General features: G+C 66.5%; 24 protein-coding genes. All 24 read left to right on the top strand.

What is annotated here, in order from left to right:
* Positions 1-52: 52 nt before the first annotated feature.
* The 24 genes from BLT44_RS13715 (at position 53) to BLT44_RS13830 (ending at position 14837) form a co-directional block, all read left to right on the top strand.
* Entirely contained in the window at positions 53-1852 is a 1800-nt protein-coding gene (locus BLT44_RS13715; RefSeq protein WP_010156391.1) for a polysaccharide biosynthesis protein, read from the top strand.
* The gene (locus BLT44_RS13720) at positions 1849-2946 is read left to right on the top strand and encodes an MraY family glycosyltransferase (RefSeq protein ID WP_010156392.1); all 1098 of its coding nucleotides are present in this window, start codon (positions 1849-1851) and stop codon (positions 2944-2946) included. The genes BLT44_RS13715 and BLT44_RS13720 overlap by 4 nt, the downstream gene beginning before the upstream one ends.
* A 365-nt stretch (positions 2947-3311) precedes the next feature.
* Positions 3312-3620: a 30S ribosomal protein S10 gene (gene rpsJ, locus BLT44_RS13725; protein ID WP_010156393.1), complete on the top strand. Its 309-nt coding sequence runs from the start codon at positions 3312-3314 to the stop codon at positions 3618-3620.
* A 14-nt stretch (positions 3621-3634) separates the two neighbouring features.
* On the top strand, positions 3635-4288 hold the full coding sequence (gene rplC / locus BLT44_RS13730) for a 50S ribosomal protein L3 (protein ID WP_010156394.1): 654 nt from the start codon (positions 3635-3637) through the stop codon (positions 4286-4288).
* 3 nt (positions 4289-4291) lie between these two features.
* Complete coding sequence (rplD, locus tag BLT44_RS13735) at positions 4292-4945, top strand: 50S ribosomal protein L4 (protein WP_010156395.1); 654 nt, start codon at positions 4292-4294, stop codon at positions 4943-4945.
* Positions 4942-5241 (top strand): 50S ribosomal protein L23, encoded by a 300-nt coding sequence (rplW, locus tag BLT44_RS13740; protein ID WP_010156396.1) that lies wholly within the window; start codon positions 4942-4944, stop codon positions 5239-5241. The genes rplD and rplW overlap by 4 nt, the downstream gene beginning before the upstream one ends.
* A gap of 22 nt (positions 5242-5263) precedes the next feature.
* The gene (gene rplB, locus BLT44_RS13745; protein WP_010156397.1) at positions 5264-6100 is read left to right on the top strand and encodes a 50S ribosomal protein L2; all 837 of its coding nucleotides are present in this window, start codon (positions 5264-5266) and stop codon (positions 6098-6100) included.
* 24 nt (positions 6101-6124) lie between these two features.
* Positions 6125-6406 (top strand): 30S ribosomal protein S19, encoded by a 282-nt coding sequence (gene rpsS / locus BLT44_RS13750; RefSeq protein ID WP_010156398.1) that lies wholly within the window; start codon positions 6125-6127, stop codon positions 6404-6406.
* A gap of 25 nt (positions 6407-6431) precedes the next feature.
* Complete coding sequence (rplV, locus tag BLT44_RS13755) at positions 6432-6812, top strand: 50S ribosomal protein L22 (protein WP_010156400.1); 381 nt, start codon at positions 6432-6434, stop codon at positions 6810-6812.
* Positions 6813-6814: 2 nt separating this feature from the next.
* Complete coding sequence (gene rpsC, locus BLT44_RS13760) at positions 6815-7573, top strand: 30S ribosomal protein S3 (RefSeq protein ID WP_010156401.1); 759 nt, start codon at positions 6815-6817, stop codon at positions 7571-7573.
* A 2-nt stretch (positions 7574-7575) separates the two neighbouring features.
* On the top strand, positions 7576-7995 hold the full coding sequence (gene rplP / locus BLT44_RS13765) for a 50S ribosomal protein L16 (RefSeq protein WP_010156403.1): 420 nt from the start codon (positions 7576-7578) through the stop codon (positions 7993-7995).
* Complete coding sequence (gene rpmC, locus BLT44_RS13770) at positions 7995-8300, top strand: 50S ribosomal protein L29 (RefSeq protein WP_010156404.1); 306 nt, start codon at positions 7995-7997, stop codon at positions 8298-8300. The genes rplP and rpmC overlap by 1 nt, the downstream gene beginning before the upstream one ends.
* Before the next feature lie 2 nt (positions 8301-8302).
* A complete protein-coding gene (gene rpsQ / locus BLT44_RS13775) occupies positions 8303-8575 on the top strand; it encodes a 30S ribosomal protein S17 (RefSeq protein WP_010156405.1) in 273 nt (90 codons plus the stop codon).
* Between the two features lie 32 nt (positions 8576-8607).
* The gene (gene rplN, locus BLT44_RS13780) at positions 8608-8976 is read left to right on the top strand and encodes a 50S ribosomal protein L14 (RefSeq protein WP_010156406.1); all 369 of its coding nucleotides are present in this window, start codon (positions 8608-8610) and stop codon (positions 8974-8976) included.
* Positions 8977-8980: 4 nt separating this feature from the next.
* Entirely contained in the window at positions 8981-9346 is a 366-nt protein-coding gene (gene rplX, locus BLT44_RS13785; RefSeq protein ID WP_010156407.1) for a 50S ribosomal protein L24, read from the top strand.
* Entirely contained in the window at positions 9343-9912 is a 570-nt protein-coding gene (gene rplE, locus BLT44_RS13790) for a 50S ribosomal protein L5 (protein ID WP_010156408.1), read from the top strand. Before rplX ends, rplE begins: the two co-directional genes overlap by 4 nt.
* A gap of 118 nt (positions 9913-10030) precedes the next feature.
* Positions 10031-10429, top strand: a complete 399-nt coding sequence (gene rpsH / locus BLT44_RS13795; protein ID WP_010156409.1) for a 30S ribosomal protein S8 — start codon at positions 10031-10033, stop codon at positions 10427-10429.
* Between the two features lie 6 nt (positions 10430-10435).
* Positions 10436-10972 (top strand): 50S ribosomal protein L6, encoded by a 537-nt coding sequence (rplF, locus tag BLT44_RS13800; protein WP_010156410.1) that lies wholly within the window; start codon positions 10436-10438, stop codon positions 10970-10972.
* A gap of 3 nt (positions 10973-10975) precedes the next feature.
* Positions 10976-11350 (top strand): 50S ribosomal protein L18, encoded by a 375-nt coding sequence (rplR, locus tag BLT44_RS13805; RefSeq protein WP_010156412.1) that lies wholly within the window; start codon positions 10976-10978, stop codon positions 11348-11350.
* On the top strand, positions 11347-12057 hold the full coding sequence (rpsE, locus tag BLT44_RS13810) for a 30S ribosomal protein S5 (RefSeq protein ID WP_010156413.1): 711 nt from the start codon (positions 11347-11349) through the stop codon (positions 12055-12057). Before rplR ends, rpsE begins: the two co-directional genes overlap by 4 nt.
* Positions 12057-12245, top strand: a complete 189-nt coding sequence (gene rpmD / locus BLT44_RS13815) for a 50S ribosomal protein L30 (protein WP_010156415.1) — start codon at positions 12057-12059, stop codon at positions 12243-12245. The genes rpsE and rpmD overlap by 1 nt, the downstream gene beginning before the upstream one ends.
* A complete protein-coding gene (gene rplO, locus BLT44_RS13820; protein ID WP_010156416.1) occupies positions 12242-12703 on the top strand; it encodes a 50S ribosomal protein L15 in 462 nt (153 codons plus the stop codon). Before rpmD ends, rplO begins: the two co-directional genes overlap by 4 nt.
* Positions 12704-12915: 212 nt before the next feature.
* Positions 12916-14241: a preprotein translocase subunit SecY gene (gene secY, locus BLT44_RS13825; protein WP_010156417.1), complete on the top strand. Its 1326-nt coding sequence runs from the start codon at positions 12916-12918 to the stop codon at positions 14239-14241.
* Positions 14238-14837: an adenylate kinase gene (locus BLT44_RS13830; RefSeq protein ID WP_010156418.1), complete on the top strand. Its 600-nt coding sequence runs from the start codon at positions 14238-14240 to the stop codon at positions 14835-14837. The genes secY and BLT44_RS13830 overlap by 4 nt, the downstream gene beginning before the upstream one ends.
* Position 14838: the final 1 nt, after the last annotated feature.

A 14838-nucleotide genomic window follows, 5' to 3' on the forward strand; every position in this document is an offset into this window, starting at 1 on the left:
AGCTGATCCACGCCCGACGTCACCGGACCCGGGCGCAATGAAGGGAGGCCGTGTGCCGCAGTCCGCCGCGGGCCGCATCGCCCACTTCACCCGGCAGTACGGCGTGCTCTTCATCGCCGACGCCGCGGCATGGGGGATCGGGATCCTCGCAGCGCTCGTGCTGCGGTTCGACTTCAACCTCATGCGCATCCACTGGGGGTGGACGCTCGTCGTCATCGGCATCACCGCCCTGCTGCAGCTCGGAGCGGGCTGGGTGTTCTCCCTCTACCGCAACCGCTACCAGGTCGGCAGCTTCGACGAGGTGCGCGTGCTCGTGCTCGACATCGTCGTCGTCATGACCGTGGCGTGGTTGTTCGCCTACATCGTCGGCTACGGCAACGGCATTCCCCGCAGCACCCTCTTCATCGCCGCCCCCATCACCTTCAGCCTCATGGGGGTCGCGCGCTACGTGGCTCGGCTGTACGTCGAGCGGCAGATGCTCCCGGGCTCCGAGGCCGAGCGCACGCTGCTCTACGGGGCGGGGTATCTGGGCGTGCAGACCGCGAAGCGACTGCTGACGGACGCGAAGGGGTCCGCCCTCCCGGTCGGCTTCATCGACGACGATCCGAAGAAGCGCCGGCAGGAGGTGCGCGGCGTGCGCGTGCTCGGCGGCTTCGACGATCTCGCCGACGTGGCCCGGCGCACGCGCGCGACCAAGCTCATCGTCTGCATCGGCGACGCCGATGCGGGGCTCATGCGTCGCGTCGACGAGGCGGCGAATCGGGCGGGCATGACGGCCCTGGTGCTCCCGCCGCTCGACCAGATCCTCCGCAACAACGCGGTGATCTCCGATTTGCGCCAGCTCTCGATCGAGGATCTCATCGGTCGGCACCCGGTCCGGCTCGACACCGAGTCGATCGCGTCGTACCTCCAGGATCGACGGGTGCTGGTGACCGGCGCCGGCGGCTCGATCGGGTCGGAGCTCTGCCGCCAGCTCGCGCGCTTCGCGCCGCGGGAGCTCATCATGCTCGACCGCGACGAGACATCGCTGCAGGAGACGCAGCTCTCCATCAGCGGCCACGGGCTGCTCGACACGAACGACGTGGTGCTCGCCGACATCCGCGATGCGGGCGCGCTCGAGCGGCTCTTCCTCGAGCGGCGCCCCGAGGTGGTCTTCCACGCAGCGGCGCTGAAGCACCTGCCCATGCTCGAGCAGTACCCCGACGAGGCGTGGAAGACGAACGTGCTCGGCACGCTGAACGTGCTGCGCGCGGCCCAGGCGGCTGAGGTGAGCACGTTCGTCAACATCTCGACGGACAAGGCGGCGAACCCCACGAGCGTGCTCGGGCACTCCAAGCGGGTCGCCGAGAAGCTGACCGCGTGGATGGCCGAGCACACGGGTCGGCGGTATCTCTCCGTGCGGTTCGGCAACGTGATCGGCAGCCGCGGGTCGATGCTGCCGACGTTCCGCAAGCTCATCGACGCGGGCGGCCCGGTCACCGTGACGCATCCGAACGTCACGCGGTTCTTCATGACCATCCCGGAGGCCTGCCAGTTGGTGGTGCAGGCGGGCGGCATCGGCCGGCCCGGCGAGGTGCTGATCCTCGACATGGGGGAGCCGGTGAGCATTCTCGACGTTGCGAAGCGCATGATCGCGCAGTCGGGTCGCGATGTCGACATCGTGTTCACGGGGCTGCGGCACGGCGAAAAGCTGCATGAGGAGCTCGTGGGCGACGGCGAGGGAGACGAGCGCCCGTACCATCCCAAGATCTCGCATGCGCGCGTCGACTCGATCTCGCCTGCGGTGCTGGACCACGAGGGGTGGGTGGCGCGCATGGATCTGACCGCCGAAGCCGAGGAGCGGGTGCAGTGACCCCGTTCGCCGCAGCCGGGCTCGCGGGAGGCGTCGCCCTCGTCGCGAGCGCCCTGCTGCCGTTCGCCGTCCGTCCGCTCCTCGTGCGTCTCGGCATCATGGACGTGCCGAACGAGCGCTCCTCGCACGAGCGCCCGGTGCTGCGCGGCCTGGGGCTCTCGGTGCTCATCGCCATGGGGATCCCGGGGGCGACTGCCGTGCTGCTGCTCTCCGCGAGCTCCACTCCCCAGGCCGGGTGGCTGATGCTGGTGATCGTGCTGGCCGGCTCGATCGCGGCCGGACTGCTCGGTCTCGCCGAAGACCTGCGCGGGCTGAGCGTCGCAGCCCGGAGCGTGCTGCTCCTCGCACTTGCGTTCGCCGCGGCCCTCACTCTGCTGCGCACCGCGCCTCGGGGCGTCGACTACGCTCCCGCGCTCGACGGCGGGAGCGCGTCGTTCGGCGCAGTGAGCGGGGGCCCCGCCTTCCCGCTCTGGGCGTCGCTCGCGCTGACGGTGTACGCCGTGCTCTTCATCTCGAGCTACATCAACGTGGCCAACTTCATGGACGGCCTGAACGGCATCAGCGGCTTCCACGGCATCATCGCGGGGCTCACGTTCGCGGCAGCGGGATGGATGCTGGGCGTGCCGTGGCTGTGCGCCGCCGGTCTCGTGCTGGCCGCGGGCTTCGCCGGCTTCCTGCCCTGGAATCTCACCAAGCCCGGCGCTTTTCTCGGCGATGTCGGCAGCTACCTGCTCGGCGGCGCAGTGGCGATCACCAGCTTCGCCGCTCTCGTCGCCGGAGTGCCCCTGCTCGCCACGATCGGGCCGATGGTCATCTACTTCGGCGACGTCGCCGTCACGCTCGTGAAGCGCGTCCGTGCGGGGCGACGGTGGGACGAGCCGCACAAGGAGCACGTCTACCAGCGCATCCAGCAGCTCGGCTACACCCACGTGCAGGCCTCCGGCATGGCCGCGTCGGCGACGCTCGCGACGTCCCTGCTCGGGCTCGGCTCGCTCTTCACCGGCATCGCGGGATCCCTCGCGCTCTTCGCCGCCGGACTGGTGGTGCTCGTGCTCTACCTGCTGCTCCCGAAGCTGCTGCCGAGCCGCGCCTGAGGCGCGCGACACGCCCGGGTTGCACGGTGGCTGCCCGCGTGCGAGAATAGACAGGTTCAGTACTCCGCGCTCCGGTGCGGATCACTGCCAGGCAGTGCATAACCGCCCCGTTCGCTCGGGGTTCCGGTTAGGCCGCGGGTAGCGAACGAGACCTGCACGCCGTTGGGCGGCCAGACGTCAGTCCGGCCGCTTTCGTGCGCGTGGGGCCGCCTCGCCCGTCCATACGGGCAGGGCGGTATTGACAGGTGAACAGAGACCCAGCACGAAGCGCGCAAGCGCTGCAGCCAGGGCGCTGGTACGTAAGACGTCCAATGCCGCGATCCCTCGGGGGAGCGGTACGACGCAAGTAGAAAGTAGAGAGTCACATGGCGGGACAGAAGATCCGCATCCGACTGAAGTCGTATGACCACGAGGTCATCGACAGCTCCGCACGCAAGATCGTCGACACGGTGACCCGCGCGGGTGCGACCGTGATCGGCCCCGTGCCGCTCCCCACGGAGAAGAACGTGATCGCAGTGATCCGTTCGCCCCACAAGTACAAGGACAGCCGCGAGCACTTCGAGAAGCGCACGCACAAGCGCCTGATCGACATCGTCGATCCCACCCCGAAGGCCGTCGATTCGCTCATGCGTCTCGATCTGCCTGCCGACGTCAACATCGAGATCAAGCTCTAAGGGGGGATCCGGAAATGTCAGTAGTACGCAACGTGAAGGGTCTTCTGGGCACCAAGCTCGGTATGACGCAGGTCTGGGACGAGAACGGCAACGTCGTTCCCGTCACCGTCATCGAGGTGGCGCCGAACGTCGTCACCCAGATCCGCACCGCTGAGGTCGACGGCTACAGCGCCGTGCAGATCGCCGCAGGTCAGATCGACCCCCGCAAGGTGAACAAGCCCACGGCCGGTCACTTCGAGAAGGCCGGCGTCACGCCGCGCCGCCACCTCACCGAGGTGCGCACCTCCGACGCGTCGGAGTACTCGCTGGGCCAGGAGCTCACCGTCGACGGCACCTTCGAGGCCGGTCAGCTGATCGACGTCGTCGGCACGTCGAAGGGCAAGGGCTTCGCCGGCGCCATGAAGCGTCACAACTTCAAGGGCGTCAGCGCATCGCACGGCGCGCACCGCAACCACCGCAAGCCCGGCTCGATCGGTGGCGCAGCCACTCCCGGCCGCGTCTTCCGCGGTCAGCGCATGCCCGGTCGCATGGGCGGCGAGCGCGTCACCGTGCAGAACCTCACCGTGCAGGCGGTCGACGCCGAGAAGGGGCTCATCCTGGTCAAGGGTGCGGTTCCCGGCGCGCGCGGTCGTCTCGTATTCGTTCGCAACGCAGTGAAGGGGGCGTAGTTCATGGCTACCGCTACCAAGCTCGAGGTGTTCGACGCACAGGGCAAGAAGGCCGGGTCGGTTGATCTTCCCGAGACCATCTTCGGCGTCGACCCCAACATCCCGCTGATCCACCAGGTGGTCACCGCTCAGCTCGCCGCTGCGCGTCAGGGAACGCACAAGACCAAGAACCGCGGCGAGGTCTCCGGTTCGGGCGTCAAGCCGTTCAAGCAGAAGGGCACCGGCCGCGCCCGTCAGGGTTCGGTGCGCGCTCCCGAGCACCGCGGCGGCGGCGTCGTGCACGGCCCCGTGCCGCGCGACTACGCTCAGCGCACCCCCAAGAAGATGATCGCTGCTGCACTTCGCGGCCTGCTCTCGGATCGCGCCCGCGCGAACCGCCTGCACGTCGTCGAGACGTTCGGCATCGCCGACAAGCCCAGCACCAAGGCCGCTCGCGAGTTCCTCGCGTCGGTGGCGCCGGGCAAGCGCGTGCTCGTGGTCATCACCCGTGAGGATGAGCTGACGGCGCTCAGCGTTCGCAACCTGGCGCACGTCCACGTGCTGTTCCAGGATCAGCTCAACGCCTACGACGTGGTCGTCAGCGACGATCTCGTCTTCACCAAGGCCGCCTTCGACGCGTTCGTCGATGGCCGTGCCGCTCAGGAGGACACGAAGTGAGCTTGAACAAGTCCGCACACGACGTCATCATCCGCCCGATCGTCTCGGAGAAGAGCTACGGTCTCATCGACGCCAACGGCCAGTACACCTTCGAGGTGCAGCCGGAGTCGAACAAGACCGAGATCAAGCTCGCCGTCGAGGAGGTCTTCAATGTGAAGGTCGCCAAGGTCCGCACGCTGACCCGCAAGGGCAAGTCCCGCCGCACCAAGTTCGGCCTGGGCAAGCGCAAGGACACGAAGCGCGCGATCGTCACCCTGAAGTCGGGCTCCATCGACATCTTCACGGCTGCGCTGTAGAAGGGGCGAAGAGGAACACATCATGGCAATTCGCAAGTACAAGCCGACGACCCCGGGTCGTCGCGGCTCGAGCGTTGCTGATTTCGCTGAAATCACCCGCTCGACGCCTGAGAAGTCGCTGCTCCGCCCGCTCCCCAAGACCGGCGGCCGCAACAACCAGGGCCGGATCACCACCCGTCACATCGGTGGTGGCCACAAGCGCCAGTACCGCGTCATCGACTTCCGTCGTCATGACAAGGACGGCGTGAACGCCAAGGTCGCGCACATCGAGTACGACCCGAACCGCACGGCGCGCATCGCGCTGCTGCACTTCGTGGACGGCACGAAGCGTTACATCATCGCCCCGAACAAGCTGAAGCAGGGCGACATCATCGAGTCGGGCGCCGGCGCGGATATCAAGCCGGGCAACAACCTGCCGCTGCGCAACATCCCGACCGGTACCGTCATCCACGCCATCGAGCTGAAGCCGGGCGGGGGAGCGAAGCTCGCTCGTTCCGCCGGCGCTTCGGTCCGCCTCGTGGCGAAGGACGGCCCCTACGCCCAGCTGCGTCTGCCCTCGGGCGAGATCCGCAACGTCGACGCGCGCTGCCGCGCGACCGTCGGCGAGGTGGGCAACGCCGAGCAGTCGAACATCAACTGGGGCAAGGCCGGCCGCATGCGCTGGAAGGGCGTCCGCCCGACCGTGCGCGGTGTCGTCATGAACCCGGTCGATCACCCGCACGGCGGTGGCGAAGGCCGCACCTCCGGTGGACGTCATCCGGTCAGCCCCTGGGGCCAGAAGGAAGGCCGCACGCGCCATCCGAACAAGGAAAGCGACAAGCTCATCGTGCGTCGCCGTAACGCTGGCAAGAAGCGTTAGTCGACAGGTAGGAGAGAGTAGAAGATGCCTCGTAGTCTCAAGAAGGGCCCCTTCGTCGACAACCACCTGTTGAACAAGGTGATTGTCCAGAACGAAGCCGGTTCCAAGAACGTGATCAAGACCTGGTCGCGCCGCTCGATGATCATCCCGGCGATGCTGGGTCACACCATCGCGGTGCACGACGGTCGGAAGCACATCCCCGTGTTCGTCACGGAGACCATGGTCGGTCACAAGCTGGGCGAGTTCGCGCCCACGCGTACCTTCCGCGGTCACGTGAAGGACGACAAGAAGGGCCGTCGCCGCTAAGCGGTGACGTGAAGGAGGAAGAGAAATGGTGGAGTCGATCGCACGCGTGCGTCATATCCGCATCACCCCCCAGAAGGCCCGTCGTGTCATTGACCTGGTCCGCGGGAAGAACGCGCAGGAGGCCCTCGCCATCCTGAAGTTCGCCCCCCAGGCCGCAGCGGAGCCGATTTTCAAGCTCGTCGCCTCGGCGATCGCGAATGCGCGCGTCAAGGCCGACAAGGAGAACCTGCGTCTCAATGAGGACGAGCTCGTCGTGGCTCGTGCCTTCGTGGACGAGGGCGCGACGCTGAAGCGTTTCCGCCCCCGCGCACAGGGCCGCGCATTCCGTATCAACAAGCGCACCAGCCACATCACCATCGTGCTGCAGACGGCTGATGAGCTCGCCGCCGTGAAGAAGGGAGCCTAGGTATGGGCCAGAAGATTCATCCCTATGGCTTCCGCCTCGGGGTCACCACCGATCACGTGTCGCGTTGGTTCTCGGACTCGACGAAGGCCGGTCAGCGTTACGCCGACTACCTCGCCGAGGACATCAAGATCCGTCAGCACCTGACGAAGCAGCTCGATCGTGCGGGCGTCTCGCGCGTCGAGATCGAGCGCACCCGTGACCGCGTCCGCGTGGACATCCACTCGGCGCGTCCCGGCATCGTCATCGGTCGCCGCGGCGCCGAGGCCGAGCGCATCCGCGCCGACCTCGAGAAGCTCACCGGCAAGCAGATCCAGCTGAACATCCTCGAGGTCAAGAACCCCGAGGCCGACGCTCAGCTCGTCGCCCAGGGCATCGCCGAGCAGCTCGCTGCTCGTGTGGCGTTCCGCCGCGCGATGCGCAAGGGTCTGCAGGGCGCTCAGCGCGCCGGCGCCAAGGGCATCCGCATCCAGGTCTCCGGCCGCCTCGGCGGCGCCGAGATGAGCCGCTCGGAGTTCTACCGCGAAGGCCGTGTGCCGCTGCACACGCTCCGCGCGAACATCGATTACGGCTTCTACGAGGCGAAGACCACCTTCGGCCGCATCGGCGTGAAGGTCTGGATCTACAAGGGCGACCTGACCAACAAGGAACTCGCCCGCGAGCAGGCGGCCCAGAAGCCGTCCCGCGACCGCGGCGACCGCCGCCGTGCGCCCCGTGGTGCACAGGCCGAGGCTGCACCCGCTGCAGCAGGAGCGGAGAAGTAAGCATGCTGATTCCCCGTCGAGTCAAGTACCGCAAGCAGCACCACCCCAGCCGTACCGGCCAGTCCAAGGGCGGTAACCAGATCGCCTTCGGCGAGTTCGGTATCCAGGCGCTGACCCCCGCTTACGTGACCAACCGTCAGATCGAGTCCGCTCGTATCGCGATGACGCGTCACATCAAGCGCGGCGGCAAGGTGTGGATCAACATCTACCCCGACCGTCCCCTCACCAAGAAGCCCGCGGAAACCCGCATGGGCTCGGGTAAGGGCTCGCCGGAGTGGTGGGTTGCCAATGTCAAGCCGGGCCGCGTCCTCTTCGAGGTCGCCGGTGTCGATGAGCAGCTCGCTCGTGAGGCGCTCACCCGCGCCATTCACAAGCTGCCGCTCAAGGCCCGCATTATCAAGCGCGAGGAGGGCGACGCGTAATGGCGATCGGTACCAAGGAACTGGCCATCACCGAGCTCGATAGCTTCGAGAACGAGCGACTGGCAGAAGAACTGAAGAAGGCGAAGGGCGAGCTCTTCAACCTTCGTTTCCAGTCGGCCACGGGCCAGCTGGAGAGCCACGGTCGCGTCCGCCAGGTGAAGCGCGACATCGCTCGCATCTACACCGTGCTGCGCGAGCGCGAGCTCGGCATTCGTGCCACCCCGGCTGCTGCGCCCGCGAAGGCGAAGAAGAGCAGCAAGAAGACCGAGCAGGCGGATGCCGCCGCTGAGACGAAGGAGGCCTGAACATGGCTGAGGTCGAGAAGGAACAGCGCGGCTACCGTAAGGCTCGCCGCGGATACGTCGTCAGCGACAAGATGGAGAAGACCATCGTCGTCGAGGTCGAGGATCGCGTGAAGCACCCGCTGTACGGCAAGGTGCTGCGTCGTTCGTCGAAGGTCAAGGCCCACGACGAGCAGAACACGGCCGGCATCGGCGATCTCGTGCTCATCCACGAGACCCGGCCGCTGAGCGCTTCGAAGCGCTGGCGTCTGGTCGAGGTCCTCGAGAAGGCGAAGTAAGCCCTCGGGCTTACTCAGTGAAGGAGTAGCAAGTGATTCAGCAGGAATCCCGACTCAAGGTGGCCGACAACAGCGGCGCCAAGGAGTTGCTCACGATCCGTGTCCTCGGTGGCTCGAAGCGTCGTTACGCCGGTCTCGGCGACACGATCGTTGCGACCGTCAAGGACGCGATCCCCGGTGGCAACGTCAAGAAGGGCGATGTGGTCAAGGCCGTCATCGTCCGGACCCGCAAGTCGACCCGTCGCGTGGACGGTTCGTACATCGCGTTCGACGAGAACGCCGCCGTTATCCTCAAGGCCGACGGGGAGCCCCGCGGCACCCGCATCTTCGGGCCGGTCGGACGTGAACTCCGCGACAAGCGGTTCATGAAGATCGTCTCGCTCGCACCGGAGGTGATCTAGTCCTATGGGCGCAAAGATCAAGAAGGGTGACCTCGTCGAGGTCATCTCTGGCCCGTCGCAGGAGCGCGGCGGCTACAAGGGCAAGCAGGGTCGAGTGATCGAGGTTCTCTCCGACACCGACCGCGTCGTGGTGGAGGGCGTGAACTACGTCACCAAGCACGCACGCGTCGGCCAGTCGGACCGTGGCACCCGCGAGGGTGGCATCGAGACCGTCGAGGCTCCGATCCATGTGTCCAACGTCGCAGTCGTCGACCCCGAGACGAAGAAGCCGACCCGCGTCGGATTCCGCGTCGAAGAGGTCGAGAAGGACGGCAAGAAGAAGACGGTTCGCGTTCGTTTCGCGAAGAAGTCCGGGAAGGATCTCGCATGACCGAGACTGCAGCGACCACCGCTCAGCCCCGCCTGAAGCAGAAGTACCGCTCCGAGATCGTTCCGCAGCTCCGCGAGGAGTTCGGCTACGCCAACATCATGCAGGTTCCCGGCGTCGTCAAGGTCGTCGTGAACACGGGTGTCGGCGAGGCCGCTCGCGATAGCAAGGTCATCGAGGGTGCGATCGCCGATCTCGTGAAGATCACCGGCCAGAAGCCGATGGTCACGAAGGCCCGCAAGTCCATCGCGCAGTTCAAGCTGCGCGAGGGCCAGGCCATCGGTGCTCACGTCACGCTTCGCGGCGATCGGTCGTGGGAGTTCCTCGACCGTCTCGTGAACCTCGCACTGCCGCGCATCCGCGATTTCCGCGGGCTGTCGCCGCGTCAGTTCGACGGAAACGGCAACTACACCTTCGGGTTGACCGAGCAGAGTGTGTTCCACGAGATCGATCAGGATAAGATTGATCGCGTGCGTGGCTTCGACATCACTGTCGTGACCACCGCCAAGACCGACGATGAGGGCCGTGCGCTGCTTCGCGCGCTCGGTTTCCCGTTCAAGTCGGAATAACTGAATAGTCCAAACGGTGAGGGTGCCCGGGATTTCCCGGGCACCCAATCCGTGTGTCACCCAGGTCATGCGGCGGTGTACCGACGTATGAAACCAGGCGAGAAAGAAAGAGTCACTCATGACGATGACTGATCCGGTAGCAGACATGCTCACCCGGCTGCGCAACGCAAACTCTGCGCATCATGACGACGTTTCGCTCCCCGGCTCGAAGCTGAAGGAGCGGATCGCTGAGATCCTCAAGCGCGAGGGCTACATCCAGGACTGGAAGGTCGAGGCGGCGCGCGTCGGCACGACCATCACCATGTCCCTGAAGTACGGCCCGAACCGCGAGCGTTCCATCGAGGGCATCAAGCGGGTCTCCAAGCCCGGCCTTCGCGTGTACGCGGGCTCGACCGAGATCCCGAGCGTGCTCGGCGGACTCGGCATCGCGATCCTGTCCACCTCCTCCGGTCTGCTGACCGACCGCGAGGCCGAGCAGAAGGGCGTCGGCGGGGAAGTCCTCGCCTACGTGTGGTAACGCGTCATGTCACGTATTGGTAAGCTTCCCATCGCCGTTCCCGGCGGTGTAGATGTCAAGATCGACGGCCAGAAGGTCACGGTCAAGGGCGCGAAGGGCGAGCTCTCGCTCGTCGTCGCAGAGCCCATCCGCGTCGCTCTCGAAGACGGACAGGTACTCGTCACCCGTCCGAACGACGAGCGCGACTCCCGAGCGCTGCACGGCCTGAGCCGCACGCTCATCAACAACAACATCATCGGTGTCACCGAGGGCTACTCGAAGCAGCTCGAGGTCGTCGGCACGGGATACCGCGTGCAGCAGAAGGGCTCGGGCCTGGAGCTCGCGCTCGGCTTCTCGCACCCGGTCAGCGTCGAGGCCCCCGAGGGGATCACGCTCGCGGTCGAGGGCAACACCAAGATCACCGTCAGCGGGATCTCGAAGCAGGCTGTCGGCGAAGCCGCAGCCAACATCCGCAAGCTGAAGAAGCCGGAGCCCTACAAGGGCAAGGGCATTCGCTACGCGGGCGAGGTCGTCCGTCGCAAGGCAGGAAAGGCTGGTAAGTAACCCATGGCCGCTTCAGTATCCCGGGCTAAGGGTCGGTCGGCTGCGCGCGTTCGCCGCCACACCCGCCTGCGCAAGAAGATCGTCGGCACGGAGGTCCGCCCCCGTCTCGTCGTCAACCGCTCGTCGCGCCACGTCTTCGTACAGGTCGTCGACGATTCCAAGGGTCTCACCCTCGCATCGGCCTCCACCATGGAAGCCGACCTCCGCTCGTTCGACGGTGACAAGACCGCCAAGGCACGCAAGGTCGGCGAACTCGTCGCCGAGCGCGCCAAGGGCGCTGGCATCGACGCAGTGGTCTTCGACCGCGGCGGGAGCAAGTACGCCGGTCGCGTCGCCGCGATCGCCGATGGCGCTCGTGAAGGAGGGCTGACCCTGTGAGCAACGAAACGAAGGAGCAGCAAGTGTCTGCAGAGGCCCAGTCTGAGACGACGGCCGCGCAGGCCGCTCCGGCTCAGGATCACCGCAACGAGCCGCGCGAGCAGCGTCGCGGAAGCCGCGATCGCGGCACCCGCAACGAGCGCGGCGGCCGCGACCGCAACGAGAGCCAGTTCCTCGAGCGCGTCGTCACCATCAACCGCGTCTCGAAGGTCGTCAAGGGCGGCCGTCGCTTCAGCTTCACCGCGCTCGTCGTGGTGGGCGATGGCAACGGCACCGTCGGCGTCGGCTACGGCAAGGCGAAGGAGGTGCCCCTCGCGATCGCGAAGGGCGTCGAGGAGGCGAAGAAGAACTTCTTCCGCGTCCCCCGCGTCGCGAGCACCATCCCGCACCCCGTGCAGGGCGAGGCCGCAGCCGGCGTCGTGCTGCTGCGTCCGGCTGCAGCCGGTACCGGTGTCATCGCCGGTGGTCCGGTCCGCGCCGTTCTCGAGTGCGCCGGCATCCACGACGTGCTGAGCAAGTCGCTCGGCTCGTCGAACACCCTGAACATCGTGCATGCGACCGTCGAGGCGCTGCAGCAGCTCGAGGAGCCCCGCTCCGTCGCAGCTCGCCGCGGTCTCGACTTCGACCGCGTCGCTCCGGCCCGCATCGTGCGCGCCGAGGCGAAGGCCGCGGCCGACGCTGCCGCGAAGGCAAAGGCAGGTGCGTAATGGCGAAGAGCCTGAAGGTTACGCAGACGAAGTCCGTCATCAGTGAGAAGCAGAACCAGCGCGACACGCTGCGCAGCTTGGGCCTCAAGAAGATCGGCCAGTCGGTCGTTCGCGAGGACACCCAGGCCAACCGCGGCTACATTCGCGCGGTCGCTCACCTGGTAGTGGTTGAGGAGATCGACGCATGAGCGAGAACAACGAGGAGCGTGAGTCGGTGCTGAAGGCGCACCACCTCCGTCCGGCTCCCGGTGCCAAGAAGGCCAAGACCCGCGTGGGTCGCGGCGAGGCATCGAAGGGCAAGACCGCGGGCCGCGGTACCAAGGGAACCAAGGCCCGGTACCAGGTCAAGGTGGGCTTCGAGGGCGGGCAGATGCCGCTGCACATGCGCACCCCGAAGCTGCGCGGGTTCAAGAACCCGTTCCGCACCGAGTACCAGGTGGTGAACGTCGCGAAGCTCGCAGAGCTCTACCCGCAGGGTGGCGACGTGACCGTCGAGGATCTCGTGGCCAAGGGCGCCGTGCGCAAGAACCAGCCCGTCAAGGTGCTGGGCGACGGCGACCTCCAGGTAAAGCTCTCCGTGCAGGTCGACAAGGTCTCGAGCTCCGCGGAGCAGAAGATCGTCGCCGCAGGCGGAGCAGTGAAGTAACGGTCCATTCGGATCAGCAGTATCCTCGGGAATCTCCCGAGTAGCGGGGGCGCGGTGGGTACGGCATGCATGCCGTACCCACCCACCCCCGCTGTTGTGTTTCACCCGCCATTCATGGCGATGGCTCGGTCTTGCGGCGCTCGCCGTGTAGGCTGAAGAAATTGGTTCTCGTCGGTAGGCGAAGCCCCTTACGACGTTCCAGGAGGCAGATTTTGTTCAGCGCCATCGGACGGATCTTCCGGACACCCGATCTGCGGCGGAAGATCGTCTTCACGCTCGCCATCGTGTCGTTGTTCCGGCTCGGGTCATTCATCCCCGCACCGTTCGTCGACTTCAACAACGTTCAGGCGTGCCTGGTGGCAAACCAGAATCAGGGCAGCTCCGGTCTGTACGACATGATCAACCTCTTCAGCGGCGGCGCGCTGCTGCAGCTGTCGATCTTCGCCCTCGGCATCATGCCCTACATCACGGCGTCGATCATCACCCAGCTCCTGCGCGTCGTGATCCCGCACTTCGAGGCGCTGCACAAGGAGGGCCAGGCCGGTCAAGCCAAGCTCACGCAGTACACCCGCTACCTGACGATCGCCCTCGCGATCCTGCAGTCCACCACGCTCATCACGGTCGCCCGCTCGGGCCAGCTGTTCGGCGCCGCGGCCAACCAGGCGTGCCAGAACCTGGTCTCCCAGGAATGGTGGGCCGTGCTCATCATGATCATCACGATGACCGCGGGAACGGGTCTCATCATGTGGTTCGGCGAGCTCATCACCGAGCGCGGCGTCGGCAACGGCATGTCGCTCCTCATCTTCACGTCGATCGCGGCGACCTTCCCCGGCGCCATGTGGATCATCAAGGAGTCGCGCGGCTGGGAGGTCTTCTTCATCGTGCTCGCCGTCGGCCTGCTCGTCGTGGCGGCGGTCGTCTTCGTCGAGCAGTCGCAGCGGCGCATCCCGGTGCAGTACGCGAAGCGCGTGGTGGGGCGTCGCACCTACGGCGGCAGCAGCACCTACATCCCGATCAAGGTGAACATGGCGGGCGTCATCCCCGTGATCTTCGCCTCGGCGATCCTGTACCTGCCCATGCTGATCACGCAGTTCAACCAGCCGCAGATCGGCGAGGACCCGAAGCCCTGGGTCGTGTGGATCCAGAACAACCTGGTCTACGGCGACCAGCCGGTCTACATGCTCGTCTTCTTCCTGCTCGTCATCGGGTTCACCTTCTTCTACGTGCAGATCACGTTCAACCCCGAAGAGGTCTCCGACAACATGAAGCAGTACGGCGGCTTCATCCCGGGAATCCGCGCCGGGCGCCCGACCGCCGAGTACCTCAACTACGTGCTCACCCGCATCACGAGCGCAGGTTCGCTCTACCTCGGCGTCATCGCCCTGCTCCCGCTCATCGCGCTGTCGTTCTTCGGGGCGAACCAGAACTTCCCGTTCGGCGGAGCGTCGATCCTCATCATCGTGGGCGTGGGCCTCGAGACGGTGAAGCAGATCGACGCGCAGCTGCAGCAGCGCCACTACGAAGGGCTCCTCAAGTGACCGAAGCCACCACCGCACGTCTGCTCATCATCGGGCCTCCCGGCGCCGGCAAGGGCACGCAGGCCGGCCGGATCGCCGAGCGCTACGGCGTGCCCGCGATCTCGACGGGCGACATCTTCCGCGCGAACATCCAGGGCGGCACGGAGCTCGGCAAGCAGGTGCAGGCCATCATCGAGCAGGGCGAGCTCGTGCCCGACGCGCTCACCAATGAGATCGTCGCCGACCGGCTCGCGCAGGCCGACGCCGCGTCGGGGTTCCTGCTCGACGGGTACCCGCGCACGGTCGAGCAGGTGCACGCGCTCGACGGCATGCTGAGCGGCGAGTCGCTCGACGCCGTCGTGCTGCTCGAAGCGGACCCCGAGGAGGTCATCGCCCGCCTGCTGAAGCGCGCAGCGCTCGAGGGGCGCGCCGACGACACCGAAGAGGTCATCCGGCACCGCCAGGACGTGTACGCCGCGCAGACGGCGCCCCTCATCGAGCTGTTCTCGGAGCGGGGCATCCTCGTCGCCGTCGACGGGCTCGGCACGATCGACGAGGTCTCGGAGCGGATCGCCGCCGGCCTGTCGGCGAAGCTGAGCGCCCGAGTCGGGCAGTAGC

Source organism: Leucobacter chromiiresistens, assembly GCF_900102345.1.
In the GTDB taxonomy this organism is placed as follows: Bacteria; Actinomycetota; Actinomycetes; order Actinomycetales; family Microbacteriaceae; genus Leucobacter; species Leucobacter chromiiresistens.

Coding starts and splice junctions, on each gene's coding strand:
- rplO (WP_010156416.1), top strand. CDS start 12,242: ATGAGCGAGAACAACGAGGAGCGTGAGTCGGTGCTGAAGGCGCACCAC.
- rplR (WP_010156412.1), top strand. CDS start 10,976: ATGGCCGCTTCAGTATCCCGGGCTAAGGGTCGGTCGGCTGCGCGCGTT.
- rplX (WP_010156407.1), top strand. CDS start 8,981: ATGGGCGCAAAGATCAAGAAGGGTGACCTCGTCGAGGTCATCTCTGGC.
- rpsC (WP_010156401.1), top strand. CDS start 6,815: ATGGGCCAGAAGATTCATCCCTATGGCTTCCGCCTCGGGGTCACCACC.
- rplF (WP_010156410.1), top strand. CDS start 10,436: ATGTCACGTATTGGTAAGCTTCCCATCGCCGTTCCCGGCGGTGTAGAT.
- rpsH (WP_010156409.1), top strand. CDS start 10,031: ATGACGATGACTGATCCGGTAGCAGACATGCTCACCCGGCTGCGCAAC.
- rpsS (WP_010156398.1), top strand. CDS start 6,125: ATGCCTCGTAGTCTCAAGAAGGGCCCCTTCGTCGACAACCACCTGTTG.
- rpmD (WP_010156415.1), top strand. CDS start 12,057: ATGGCGAAGAGCCTGAAGGTTACGCAGACGAAGTCCGTCATCAGTGAG.
- rpsQ (WP_010156405.1), top strand. CDS start 8,303: ATGGCTGAGGTCGAGAAGGAACAGCGCGGCTACCGTAAGGCTCGCCGC.
- rpsJ (WP_010156393.1), top strand. CDS start 3,312: ATGGCGGGACAGAAGATCCGCATCCGACTGAAGTCGTATGACCACGAG.
- rpmC (WP_010156404.1), top strand. CDS start 7,995: ATGGCGATCGGTACCAAGGAACTGGCCATCACCGAGCTCGATAGCTTC.
- rplP (WP_010156403.1), top strand. CDS start 7,576: ATGCTGATTCCCCGTCGAGTCAAGTACCGCAAGCAGCACCACCCCAGC.
- rplV (WP_010156400.1), top strand. CDS start 6,432: ATGGTGGAGTCGATCGCACGCGTGCGTCATATCCGCATCACCCCCCAG.
- rplE (WP_010156408.1), top strand. CDS start 9,343: ATGACCGAGACTGCAGCGACCACCGCTCAGCCCCGCCTGAAGCAGAAG.
- rplD (WP_010156395.1), top strand. CDS start 4,292: ATGGCTACCGCTACCAAGCTCGAGGTGTTCGACGCACAGGGCAAGAAG.
- rplC (WP_010156394.1), top strand. CDS start 3,635: ATGTCAGTAGTACGCAACGTGAAGGGTCTTCTGGGCACCAAGCTCGGT.
- rplB (WP_010156397.1), top strand. CDS start 5,264: ATGGCAATTCGCAAGTACAAGCCGACGACCCCGGGTCGTCGCGGCTCG.